This is a genomic window from Bacillus sp. M5A3_1b (genome assembly GCF_053345335.1).
Map to the genome: position 1 here is coordinate 1 of NZ_JBKEZY010000018.1, position 12944 is coordinate 12944.

Genomic DNA, 12944 nt, shown 5'->3' on the forward strand with positions numbered 1-12944 from the left:
ATGTATTAGGCACGCCGCCAGCGTTCATCCTGAGCCAGGATCAAACTCTCCAATAAAGTTAGTTTGTCTAGCATCTAAAAATAAAAATTGACGTTTCACATTGTTTGTTTCGTTCAGTTTTCAAAGAACTCATCCGCCGCTCGGAAGCGACTTTATCAATATAACATTTCGTTATATTTTCGTCAACAACTTTTTTCAATAAGTTGTTTTTCGTTTGTTTTGCTTGTTACCTTTCGTGGCAACGAATATAAATATACCAGTTTGATTATTAAAATGCAATAGTTTTTCTAATAAAATTTTTAACTTAGTAAAAAAGTATAAAAACAGCACATTTCTTCTATATAAATATAATTTCTCGCACCATCAAGAGCTACTATCCCTGCGTAGCTCATACTCAAATAAAAAAAGCTTTGGAGAAATCTCCAAAGCTTAGTCTTGTTTATGACGCATAGCAGGGAATAATAATACATCACGAATAGATGGTGCATTCGTTAACAACATAACAAGACGATCAATACCAATTCCTAGCCCACCTGTAGGAGGCATACCGTACTCAAGAGCTTCAATATAATCATCATCCATCATGTGAGCTTCATCATTACCTTGTTCGCGCTCTTTTAATTGCGCTTCAAAGCGTTCTTTTTGATCAATCGGATCATTTAGCTCAGTGAATGCATTTGCATGTTCACGTGCAACGATAAATAATTCGAAACGATCTGTGAATCGTGGATCTTCGTCATTCTTTTTCGCAAGTGGCGAAATTTCTACCGGATGACCGTAAATAAATGTTGGTTGAATTAATTTATCTTCTACTTTTTGTTCGAAGAATTCGTTTATAATATGACCAACTTCCATCGTATCCTTAATACCTACATTATGTTCTTTTGCAAGTTCACGCGCTTCTTCTACACTCATTGGATTCCAGAAATCCGCTCCAGAATGTTCCTTGATTGCATCTACCATATGAAGACGTGTCCATTCTGGTTCTAGATTAATTTCATAATCACCATATTGGATTGTTGTTGTACCTAGTACTTGCTTCGCAATATGCGCAACCATATTTTCTGTTAGTTTCATAATATCTTTATAATCAGCATACGCTTCATATAATTCAATCATTGTAAACTCTGGATTATGACGAGTTGATACACCCTCATTACGGAATACACGACCGATTTCATAAACTTTTTCTAATCCACCCACAATAAGGCGTTTTAAATGAAGTTCAATTGCGATACGCATATATAATTCCATATCTAACGCATTATGGTGCGTAATGAAAGGACGCGCAGAAGCTCCACCTGCAATTGCATGCATCATAGGTGTTTCCACTTCAAGATAACCATTGTCATCTAAGTATCTTCTCATTTCACGAATGATTTTACTACGAGTAACGAATGTTTCACGGCTTTCCATACTTGTGATTAAGTCTAAGTAACGTTGACGGTAGCGTTGTTCAACATCTTTTAATCCATGATATTTATCCGGTAACGGACGAAGAGATTTCGTTAATAGTGTAAAGCCCGTTGCCTTCACCGAAAGTTCTCCAACGTTCGTTTTGAACACTTTACCTTCAATACCTACTAAATCACCTAAATCTGCTGTTTTAAATAATTCGTACTCTTCATCTCCAACAGCATCTTTACGAACATAAATTTGAACTTGTCCATGTAAATCTTGAATATGTGCAAATCCAGCTTTTCCTTTACCGCGTTTTGTCATAATACGACCAGCGATAGAAACAGAGATTTCTTTCTCTTCTAATTCTTCTTTAGAGAACTCTCCATATAAGCTTAATAAGTCATTTGTTGCATTTGTACGTTCAAATCGTTTACCAAACGGATCGATTCCTTGCTCACGTAAGTTATGTAACTTTTCACGACGAACAAGCAATTGGTCGTTTAATTCTTCGTGGTTCATGTTATCCATGGTATTGATATCACTCCAGCTCTATTAATTTTTACAATATATACAGTATAGCATTTTCTACTCAACTAGAAAAACTGCCAGCAACTAGCTGGCAGTTCTTCTTTCTTTCACGTAATTATAGGAAGTGTATAGAAGAATGTCAATCTTCCCTATCTATTATTAACCAACGTGAATTGTTTGTTGTTTCGCTTCTACTTCTTCTACAAATGCACTTAATACATTCGCAAGGTCCTCACGCGTATTACAAGCATTGATACCATTACGTACAGTTGCATTACCACGAACACCCTTTAAATACCAGGCTGCATGCTTTCTCATCTCTCTTACAGCGACATTTTCGTTCTTTAAATCGATAAGACGATCTAGATGCAACATACATACGTCAATTTTCTCACGCACTGTCGGTTCCGGCATTAATTCACCTGTTTCCAAATACTTTACCGTACGATAAATCATCCACGGGTCCCCAAGGGCAGCGCGACCAATCATAACACCGTCTACACCAATTTCATCAAGCATACGCTTTGCATCTTGTGGCGTTTCGACATCACCATTTCCGATAACCGGGATATTTACAGCTTGCTTTACTTGTTTAATAATATCCCAATCCGCTTTCCCTTCATACATTTGTACTCGTGTACGTCCATGAACCGCTACTGCTTGTCCGCCAGCACGCTCAACAGCTTTCGCATTCTCAATTGCAAAAATATGATCTGCATCCCAACCAATACGCATCTTAACTGTAACCGGCTTTTCAACAGCATCTACAACTGCCGCTACCATTTCATATATTTTATTTGGGTCTAAAAGCCACTTTGCTCCCGCGTCACACTTAATGATTTTCGGTACTGGGCAACCCATATTAATATCAATAATGTCTGCTGTCGTATATTTATCTACGTATTTCGCAGCATCTACAAGAGTTTCTTTCTCTCCACCAAAAATTTGTAAACTTAATGGCTTTTCTCTTTCATCAATATATAACATATCTAATGTTCTTTTGTTATTAAGTAATATCGCTTTATCACTTACCATTTCAGCACAAACTAAACCTGCACCAAATTCTTTTACTGTTAAACGGAATGCAGAGTTACACACTCCCGCCATCGGTGCTAATACAACCGGGTTTTTCATCTCAATATTTGCAATCTTTAACACTCGACTTACTCCTTCCTTCATAGTCACTTCGGCATTAATTCCTCCACTGAAACCTTTAATGCCTTAGCAACTTCCACTACAAAATCTTGGGAAGGCGATCGATTCCCTCTCTCAACTTCACCTAAAACAGATACAGATACCCCTAACTCTTTCGCAAAACCTTCTTGTGTATAACCTTTTAGCTTTCGAAAAGCACGAATGCGTCTTCCCCATTTTTCTGCTTCCATACCGTTACTCCCTCTCGCCTTTTCATTTCTTCTACTTGTGAACGTGAAATGTTTTGTTTTATATCTTGATTAATCTCTAACAACGGAACGATAACAAAAGCTCTTTCGAACATCCGCGGATGCGGAACAATAAGATTCTCTGCTTCAATATTTTCTTGATTATATAGTAAAATGTCAAGGTCGATGGTCCTCGGACCCCATCTAATTTCCCTTTTTCTTCCTAAATCATTCTCTACTCTTTGTGTAATTTTCAATAATTCTTGCGGTGATAAATTGGTAGAAATTTTTATAACTAAATTTAAAAAGCAACTTTGGTCAGTATAGCCAACTGGCTCTGTTTCATATACAGATGAAATATCGTTAACTTGGATATACGGGTTTTTGTTTAAAAACTGAATCGCTTCAGTTAAATACGTATAACGTTCTCCGATATTTGAACCTAATGCAATGTAAGCTATATTATTCATGGACGTTCTCTCGTAATTTCCACTGCTACAGCACGATAATGCCCAGGTATCGGCGGATCTGGTTTAATTACTTTAATTGTACAACGGAAAATACTCTCATATTGTTTTAATATATCTGCAGCAATATTTTCAGCGATACTCTCTACAAGCTTATACGTTCTATCTTCAACAACTTTTCTACATAACTCGAAAAGCTCTCCATAATTGACAGAATGCTCTAAGTCATCACTTTCTCCTGCCTGTTTCAAATCCAACTCCACCGTTAAGTCCACTTTAAATCTCTGACCCAATTTATTTTCCTCTGGGAATACACCATGATAACCGTAAAACTCCATATCATGAACATAAATTTTATCCAATTACTTTACCCCCTTACCAATCATCGCATCCATCATCTTAGCCATACGTGCCATTTCCTTCACATCATGAACACGAACAAACTCACAACCCTTTTCAATGCCGAGACAAACGGTAGCTCCTGTTCCCTCAAGACGTTCCTCTACCGGTAAATCTAACACATGTCCAATAAAGGACTTTCTTGAAGTACCTAAGAGAACTGGATAACCCAGTACGTTTAACTGTTCTAAATTACGCATCGCTTCTAAATTTTGTTCAGGTGTTTTAGCAAAACCGATGCCTGGGTCTAAAATGATATTCTCATCTCGCACCCCAGCATCTTTAGCAATTTTGATGCTTTCATATAAATCAGCAATCATATCAGCCATTAAATTGCGGTAATTCATGTTATCGCGATTATGCATCAAGATAATAGGTACATCATAATGAGCTGCAACTTCAGCGATTTTTGGTTCCGCCTTTGCTCCCCAAACGTCATTAATAATATGAGCGCCAGCTTCGATTGCTTGTTTTGCAACTTCAGCTTTATACGTGTCGATAGAAATAGGCAACTCCACTTCTTTTGCAACCGCCTGAATCATCGGAACAACTCGCTTTATTTCTTCTTCCACCGATACTTTAGCAAAACCCGGGCGAGTAGATTCACCGCCGATATCAATAATATGAGCACCTTCATCTCGCATTTCTTTCGCATGGCGCACCGCAGCCTCTACCTCGTTGTAACTCCCACCATCAGAAAACGAATCTGGTGTTACATTTAAAATCCCCATAATTAAAGTTTTTTCATTTAAGTTCAATGTATATTCGCCGCAGCGCAAATCATAATCCCACTTCAAACTACACATCTCCTCTTCGCAATTCATTTCTGCTCCACAATTTCTCTCTCTGCATTTCATAAAGACTCATAAACCTTTTTGTAACCATACCTACTTTACCCGGGAAATCTCGTCCCTCTATATGATAAAGCGGGACAATTTCTTGAATCGAGTTTGTTACGAAGACTTCATCAGCTGAAAGTAATTCATCTTTTGTAAAGAAACCTTCCTTCACTTCGATGCCCAGCTCTTCAGCAACCTTTATAATAAACGCACGAGTGATACCATTTAAAATCCCTGTTTTTAGCGAAGGTGTATACAAAATATCACCTTTCACGAAAAAGAGATTCGAAACAATACCCTCTGCAACATAACCTGTTTCAGTAAGGAAAATACCTTCCTTATTCACAACATTTCCAATTTCACGTTTCCCTAAAATGTTATTTAAATAATGATGAGACTTTAAGCGAGACGCACCCTCTGGTGTATTTCGCACTTGTTTTAAAACAACCCCTTCTTTTTCCACTACATCTTCGGGGGCTGCTAAAGGTTTTATAAAAACAATAACAGACGGCTCTTCATACATTTCCGTTTGCAATCCAATTTCATCTATACCCGCTGATACATTAAAACGTACATATGCATGCTCTAATTCATTCTTAACGAGTAAATTCTGCAAAATAAGCAGTACTTCATCTTTCGTCATTGTCCATTTAATTTGCAATGTATCCAGTGCATCTATTAAACGGTCATAATGATCATCCAATAAGAAAGGATGACCATTATAAATACGAAATGTCTCAAAAACTCCAAGACCATATAAATAACCATGATCATAAGGAGAAATTCTCGCTTCACTTGCTTCTACATACTCACCATTTACGTAAATTAACACGATGTCACACTTGGGCTGTATTTACGAATGAAATTCTGCAACAACTCTTTCCCGTGGGAAGTCATAATTGATTCTGGATGGAACTGTACACCTTCAATCGGTAATGTTGTATGACGGAGCGCCATAATTTCCCCTTCTTCTGTCCAAGATGTTACCTCTAAGCAATCAGGTAACGTCTCTTTCTTAACGATAAGGGAATGATAACGTGTCGCAGTAAACGGATTAGGGATATCCGAAAAAATCGTCTTTCCGTCATGATGCATAAGCGACGTTTTCCCATGCATTAAGCGCTCCGCACGTATAACCTCTCCGCCAAACACTTGTGCAATGGATTGATGTCCAAGACAAACCCCAAAAATCGGAATCTTCCCAGCAAAGTATTGAATAACCTCCATACTAATACCCGCTTCATTAGGACTACACGGACCTGGCGAAATCATTAAAAAGTCTGGTTTCATATTCTCAATATCTGAAATAGTCACTTCATCGTTACGTTTAACAACAAGCTCTTGTCCAAGTTCTCCAAGAAACTGCACTAAATTAAATGTAAAAGAATCATAATTATCAATCATTAATATCATTTCTCTCACCTAACCGTTTCTTCGCTACGTTCTTTTGCACGCCATAAAGCAATCGCCTTTTTTAACGACTCTTTATATTCATTTTCCGGATTCGAATCAATTACAATTCCCGCTCCTGCTTGTACATGCGCTTTTCCATCTTTAGCAAGCAGTGTTCTAATTACAATATTCAATTCTGTATCTCCAGAATAACCGATCCACCCGATTGAACCTGTGTAAATCCCTCGACGAACAGGTTCTAATTCTTCAATAATTTCCATCGTACGTATTTTCGGAGCACCAGTAATTGTTCCCCCAGGGAATACAGCCTTCACTAAATCAAAAGCATCTTTATCTTCTTCCACCTCACCACGCACATTAGAAACAATATGCATAACATGTGAGTATTTCTCAATTACCATAAATTCATCTACTTCTACAGTGCCATATTTACAAACACGCCCTAAATCATTTCGTTCTAAATCCACAAGCATGACGTGCTCTGCTCTTTCTTTTTCATTCTCAATTAATTCTTTTGCTAATTCTTCATCCTCTTGCTCATTCGCCCCTCTAGATCTCGTTCCAGCAATCGGTCTTGTACTTACTTCGGTTCCCTCTTTCTTAATTAGCAACTCTGGCGATCCACTAACAATTTGAAAATCCCCGAGCTCCAAGTAACCCATATATGGAGATGGGTTAATCTCACGAAGACTTGTATAGATTTCTAGTGGGTGTGTTTGTAACGTTCTTTCTTGCCTTGTCGACAAGTTTACTTGGAACACATCACCAGCCCCAATATATTCTTGAATACATTCAACCGCCTTCATAAAACTTTCTTCTGTAAAAGCAACTGTTTCACTTTTCTCTTCAGGACATGCAAAAGGTATATTCACTTCTGGCGCTTCTGTCGCCCAAAGAATCTTCCATTCATTTAATCGCTCTTTTGCCTCTTCATGCTTATCTACATAATGTGTAATAATCCATAATACTTTTTCTTTTTGATCATAAACAAACACATCATCAAATAATAAAAAGAATATATCAGGTATATTAATGTCATCCTCCGCATGGGAAGGGAGTTTTTCAATATAACGGATGCAATCATAACTAAAGTAACCAATTGCACCACCTTGAAATGGAGGGTATTCCGGATTATAGTCCGTTTTCCATCGCTCCATATATTCCTGCATTAAATCTAATGGGTTTCCTTGTTTTATTGTTTCCTTACCACTTTCGCTTATATGTAACGTTTCACCCTTCCCTCGGATTACCGCTACTGGGTTCAACCCCACAATGTTATAACGACCGCCACGTCCACTCTCTAACAAAATATGTTGCGGTTTATCCTTAGAAAGAAATTTATACTGCTTAAAGAAATCTAACTGATATGGAATAGAAAGCGCTAAAGATTTTCTTCGTTGCATATCAACACCCCGTCTTCTTTTATCCCACCCTCTTAGATTAACCACCTCAAACTATATTCGTTATATATATAAAGTGGTTATACTCGAAGGCTAGTGAAAATAAATTAATTATACTACCTCTTATTTTACATGAAGTTTTCTAGTCATTCACTCTTTTCCTATTTCCAATCTAAAAAGAAAAAGCATCCTTTTCAAGGATGCTTTTTCAATCACATATAATTAAGACTCAAATTGATAAAGCGGTGTACTTAAATAACGTTCACCGTTACTTGGGATAATAACAAGTACTTTTTTCCCTTTACCTAACTTTTTCGCAACTTCTGTCGCTGCATAAATAACTGCTCCAGAAGAGATACCCACTAAAATACCTTCCTCTTTAGCCACTCTTCTTGCATATTCAAATGCTTGCTCTGCTTTTACTTGAATAATTTCATCATATACCTCTACATCCAATGTCTCTGGGATGAATCCCGCGCCGATTCCTTGGATTTTATGTGGACCCGGTTTCCCACCAGATAGTACTGGTGAATCCGCAGGTTCTACTGCATAAATTTTAATATCTTTATACGCTTCCTTCAGCACTTCACCAGCACCAGTAATCGTTCCACCTGTACCAATACCTGCAATAAACGCATCTAATTGGTCACCCATTTGTTCAACAATTTCTGGCCCTGTTGTTAAACGATGAATTTCTGGATTCGATTGGTTTTTGAACTGTTGTGGTATAAAGTAGCCATGCTCTTTTGCTAATTCAGTCGCTTGACGAATCGCTCCACCCATTCCTTCAGGCCCTGGAGTCAATACTAATTCCGCACCGTAAGCACGTAATAAATTACGACGCTCAATACTCATTGTTTCTGGCATTACTAAAATTGCCTTATATCCTTTAGCGGCCGCTACCATCGCTAAACCAATTCCTGTGTTACCACTTGTTGGCTCAATGATTGTATCGCCTTCTTTTAATAATCCTTTTTTTTCAGCATCTTCAATCATAGCTAATGCAATACGATCTTTAACACTGCTCCCTGGATTCATAAATTCTAATTTTAAGTATATATCTGCGCTGTTTGATTCTACGATGCGGTTCAACTTAACGATCGGCGTTTTCCCGATTAATTCTGAAACTGATTGTGCCACTCGCATTCCTGTCACTCCTAACACCGAGTATTTTTATTGGTTTTATCTATATTTAGATTTTGTCAGAAAATTCCCTGTTTGTCAATCTATTTAGAGGGTGGATTCCCTCACTTCCCTTATTACAAACTCTCAATTAAATTTGTAATATCTTCTTTAGAGAACTTGTATCGCTCATTACAGAAATGACAATGAACTTCTGTCTCTTCTTCTTCTTCGCGAATTTGCTCTAACTCTGTTTTACCTAAACTAATTAACACACTCTCAATACGTTCGCGTGAGCATGTGCAATTAAATTGAACATCCATCGTTTCTAATACTTTCACTTTACCTTCTCCAAGAACTGCATACAGTAACTCTTCTGGAGAAAGCCCTTGTTCAATTAACGTTGATACAGGAGGAATCTTCTGCAAACGATCTTCAATGAATGCAATTGTTTCTTCCTGTGCACCTGGCATAATTTGAAGGATAAATCCACCCGCCGCTAATACGCTGTCATCTCCATTTACAAGAACGCCAACTCCTACAGAAGAAGGTGTTTGCTCAGAAACTGCAAAATAATACGTGAAGTCTTCCCCTAATTCTCCTGAAACAATTGGAGATTGACCAATAAACGGCTCACGCATACCAATATCTTTAATTACTGTTACAAATCCCTCAGTACCTACCGCTTGATATACACGTAATTTCCCTTGTTCCGTTCCTTCAAAATCAACATGTGGATTCGTTACATAACCACGTACATCCCCATTTGCATGAGCATCTACTAAGATAGGACCAATCGGACCATTACCTTCTACCTTAATCGTTAACTTTTGGTCACCTTTTAACATCGCGCCCATCATTGTACCCGCAGTTAAAGAACGACCAAGTGCTGCCGAAGCTGTTCTCCATGTATCATGACGTCTTTGTGCCTCACTTACTGTGTTTGTAGTACGCACACTATATGCACGCACTTCTCCATCAAATGCTAACGCTTTTACTAAATAATCTTTCATACTCATTTATTCACCTTTCTCATGCTGTAAATTTGCATTACGCTCGTATAACATATACAAACCTTTTAATGTTAAAAATGGATCTACAACGTCAATTACATTCGATTCTTCTGAAATTAATTTCGCCAATCCACCTGTTGCAATAACTTTCGGTTCTTGTTTAGCTTCCTCTTTCATACGCTTAACAATACCTTCCACTTGTCCAACATAACCATAAAGAATACCAGATTGCATTGCACTTACCGTATTCTTTCCAACAACACTGCTTGGTTTTGTAATTTCAATACGAGGAAGTTTTGCTGCTCTACTATATAAAGCCTCTGCTGAAATCATAATTCCCGGCGTAATAACTCCACCCATATAATGCTTTTCTTCGTTAATATAACAATATGTAGTAGCCGTACCGAAATCGACAATAATAAGCGGACTTCCATACAAGTGGATTCCTGCTACCGCATTTACAATTCGGTCCGCGCCTACTTCACGTGGATTTTCATATTTAATATTTAGCCCTGTTTTTATTCCAGGACCTACTACAAGCGGTTTAATTTTAAAATACTTTTCACACATGCGCTCTAATGCAAACATAATTGGTGGTACGACTGAAGACACGATAATACCTTTCACATCTTCAAACGAAAGACCTTCATGCTCAAGCAACTGCTTTACAAGCATTCCATATTCATCTTCTGTCTTATGACGATCTGTTTCCATGCGCCAATGTTGACGAAGTTCCCCCTCTTCAAACACGCCTAGCACAGCATTTGTGTTCCCTACATCCAATACAAAAATCATATTCTCACCACTTATCTTATTTAATCTATATTTGTGCAGTATGTATAAAACTTATAAAAACATCATATCACACATACTTATATAATCAGCTTTTCTATCCTCATCATTTTACAAAAAGATTACGCTCTATTTCAATTTTTAATACCAGATTTACTTAAATTTTTTCTACTTCATTTCGTTCCACAAATAAAAAAAGGAGTGACTATCGTCACTCCTTCATCTCTTACTTATCTTCTGATTCTTCATCGTCCTTCTTCATATTGATGTTTACTTTCACATCATCTGAAGATGTTGGACGCTCTGGCAATCTGCCGTAATCATATAAATGATTGATTTGCTCTGCATCTAACGTTTCTACTTCAAGTAACGTTTTCGCAATAATATCTAGCTTATCACGTTTTTCAGTAAGAATTTGTTTCGCGCGAGCATAACATTCTTTTATAATAGTTTGCATTTCCACATCGATTTCATGTGCAATTGCATCACTGTAGTTTTGTTCTGAATGGAAGTCTCTTCCTAAGAACACTTGACCACCTTGTGAGCTACCGAATTGCATCGGTCCAAGCTTATCACTCATACCGAATTCGGTAACCATACGTCTTGCAATACCAGTCGCACGTTGGAAGTCGTTGTGAGCACCTGTACTTGCTTCACCAAACACAATCTCTTCAGCTACTCGACCACCAAGTAAACCAGTGATTTTATCAAGTAACTCTGGTTTTGTCATGAAGTAACGATCTTCTTTCGGAAGCATTACTGCATATCCACCAGCTTGACCACGAGGGACAATTGTTACTTTATGAACGATATCTGCTTCATCAAGGACAACACCAATTACAGTATGGCCAGCTTCATGGAATGCAACGATATTACGTTCTTTTTCAGAGATAACACGACTTTTCTTAGCTGGACCTGCAATAACACGATCCGTTGCTTCATCAATGTCACTCATATCAATTTTCTTCTTATCTTGACGCGCAGCCACTAAAGCAGCTTCGTTTAATAAGTTTTCAAGATCCGCACCAGAGAACCCTGGTGTACGAGTTGCAATTGCTCTTAAGTTGATATGATCATCAAGCGGTTTATTACGAGCATGTACTTTCAACACAGCTTCACGGCCATTTACATCTGGACGATCTACTGTAATTTGACGGTCAAAACGACCTGGACGTAATAACGCTGGATCAAGAATATCAGGACGGTTTGTTGCAGCAATGATAATAATACCTTCATTTGCACCGAATCCATCCATTTCAACAAGTAATTGGTTCAACGTTTGCTCACGCTCATCATGGCCACCACCAAGACCTGCGCCACGTTGACGTCCTACCGCATCAATTTCATCAATGAAAATGATACAAGGAGCATTTTTCTTTGCATTTTCGAATAAATCACGTACACGTGATGCACCGACACCGACGAACATCTCTACGAAATCAGAACCACTGATAGAGAAGAATGGAACGCCTGCCTCACCTGCAACAGCACGTGCTAGTAAAGTTTTACCTGTACCTGGAGGTCCTACTAATAGAACACCCTTCGGAATACGGGCACCAACTTCAGCGAACTTACGAGGATCTTTCAAGAATTCAACTACCTCAACAAGCTCTTGTTTCTCTTCATCCGCTCCAGCAACATCTCTGAAACGAACTTTTTTCTTTTCGTCATTATATAACTTCGCCTTACTTTTCCCGAAGTTCATAACACGGCTACCGCCGCCCTGAGCCTGGTTTAATAAGAAGAAGAATAAAATGAAGATAATGACGAACGGAATGATAGAAGTAAAGAACGTTACCCAAGCACTTGTTTCTTCTGCTGGTTGATACTTAACTTCAGCACCTTGCGCTTTGTCATTAATTTTCTTTTGTAATTCCTCAGTATTTGGTGCATAAGTAACAAATTGTTCTCCTTGGCTAGAGTTGTTAAATTGTCCTTTTACCTCAAATACACCATTTTTCGGTTGAAGTTGCACATTACGCACTTCACCCTTTTCTAGTTTAGTAATGAATTTATCGTAGCTAACTGATGTCGTTTTTTGTGTCGAACCATTAAAATAGCTCACGATTCCAATTACTACTAGGAATATCAGTAAATAAAAGATGGTATTACGGAAGATACGATTCATTCCTAACCTCCTCTCACGGCATAAACACTATAGTAAATCGTAACATAGAAAAACTTTCCT

The 12944-nt window shown here is 38.0% G+C and carries 13 protein-coding genes; all 13 read right to left on the reverse strand.

Annotated features, from left to right (window positions below; translation table 11 throughout):
- Positions 1 to 429 precede the first annotated feature (429 nt).
- Positions 430 to 1929, reverse strand: a complete 1500-nt coding sequence (gene lysS, locus ACLBWW_RS27535) for a lysine--tRNA ligase (RefSeq protein ID WP_000369672.1) — start codon at positions 1927 to 1929, stop codon at positions 430 to 432.
- A 159-nt stretch (positions 1930 to 2088) separates the two neighbouring features.
- A complete protein-coding gene (gene dusB, locus ACLBWW_RS27540; protein ID WP_141520079.1) occupies positions 2089 to 3087 on the reverse strand; it encodes a tRNA dihydrouridine synthase DusB in 999 nt (332 codons plus the stop codon).
- A 23-nt stretch (positions 3088 to 3110) separates the two neighbouring features.
- Complete coding sequence (locus ACLBWW_RS27545) at positions 3111 to 3314, reverse strand: helix-turn-helix domain-containing protein (protein WP_000387029.1); 204 nt, start codon at positions 3312 to 3314, stop codon at positions 3111 to 3113.
- Positions 3266 to 3781 carry a 2-amino-4-hydroxy-6-hydroxymethyldihydropteridine diphosphokinase gene (gene folK / locus ACLBWW_RS27550; RefSeq protein ID WP_001059453.1) on the reverse strand — a complete coding sequence of 172 codons (516 nt, stop codon included), beginning with the start codon at positions 3779 to 3781 and terminating at the stop codon, positions 3266 to 3268. Before folK ends, ACLBWW_RS27545 begins: the two co-directional genes overlap by 49 nt.
- The gene (gene folB, locus ACLBWW_RS27555) at positions 3778 to 4140 is read right to left on the reverse strand and encodes a dihydroneopterin aldolase (RefSeq protein WP_000358076.1); all 363 of its coding nucleotides are present in this window, start codon (positions 4138 to 4140) and stop codon (positions 3778 to 3780) included. The genes folK and folB overlap by 4 nt, the downstream gene beginning before the upstream one ends.
- On the reverse strand, positions 4141 to 5001 hold the full coding sequence (gene folP / locus ACLBWW_RS27560; protein WP_048542168.1) for a dihydropteroate synthase: 861 nt from the start codon (positions 4999 to 5001) through the stop codon (positions 4141 to 4143).
- Positions 4976 to 5848: an aminodeoxychorismate lyase gene (gene pabC / locus ACLBWW_RS27565; protein WP_048542169.1), complete on the reverse strand. Its 873-nt coding sequence runs from the start codon at positions 5846 to 5848 to the stop codon at positions 4976 to 4978. The genes folP and pabC overlap by 26 nt, the downstream gene beginning before the upstream one ends.
- Positions 5842 to 6429 carry an aminodeoxychorismate/anthranilate synthase component II gene (pabA, locus tag ACLBWW_RS27570; RefSeq protein WP_000602298.1) on the reverse strand — a complete coding sequence of 196 codons (588 nt, stop codon included), beginning with the start codon at positions 6427 to 6429 and terminating at the stop codon, positions 5842 to 5844. Before pabA ends, pabC begins: the two co-directional genes overlap by 7 nt.
- Positions 6430 to 6434: 5 nt before the next feature.
- Positions 6435 to 7832: an aminodeoxychorismate synthase component I gene (gene pabB / locus ACLBWW_RS27575; RefSeq protein WP_001189683.1), complete on the reverse strand. Its 1398-nt coding sequence runs from the start codon at positions 7830 to 7832 to the stop codon at positions 6435 to 6437.
- Positions 7833 to 8051: 219 nt separating this feature from the next.
- The gene (gene cysK / locus ACLBWW_RS27580) at positions 8052 to 8975 is read right to left on the reverse strand and encodes a cysteine synthase A (RefSeq protein WP_048542170.1); all 924 of its coding nucleotides are present in this window, start codon (positions 8973 to 8975) and stop codon (positions 8052 to 8054) included.
- Between the two features lie 113 nt (positions 8976 to 9088).
- Positions 9089 to 9964, reverse strand: coding sequence for a redox-regulated molecular chaperone HslO (gene hslO, locus ACLBWW_RS27585; protein ID WP_447614376.1), 876 nt, complete (start codon positions 9962 to 9964; stop codon positions 9089 to 9091).
- A gap of 6 nt (positions 9965 to 9970) precedes the next feature.
- On the reverse strand, positions 9971 to 10759 hold the full coding sequence (locus tag ACLBWW_RS27590) for a type III pantothenate kinase (RefSeq protein ID WP_000578367.1): 789 nt from the start codon (positions 10757 to 10759) through the stop codon (positions 9971 to 9973).
- A gap of 223 nt (positions 10760 to 10982) precedes the next feature.
- Complete coding sequence (gene ftsH, locus ACLBWW_RS27595; RefSeq protein WP_001079657.1) at positions 10983 to 12884, reverse strand: ATP-dependent zinc metalloprotease FtsH; 1902 nt, start codon at positions 12882 to 12884, stop codon at positions 10983 to 10985.
- Positions 12885 to 12944 lie beyond the last annotated feature (60 nt).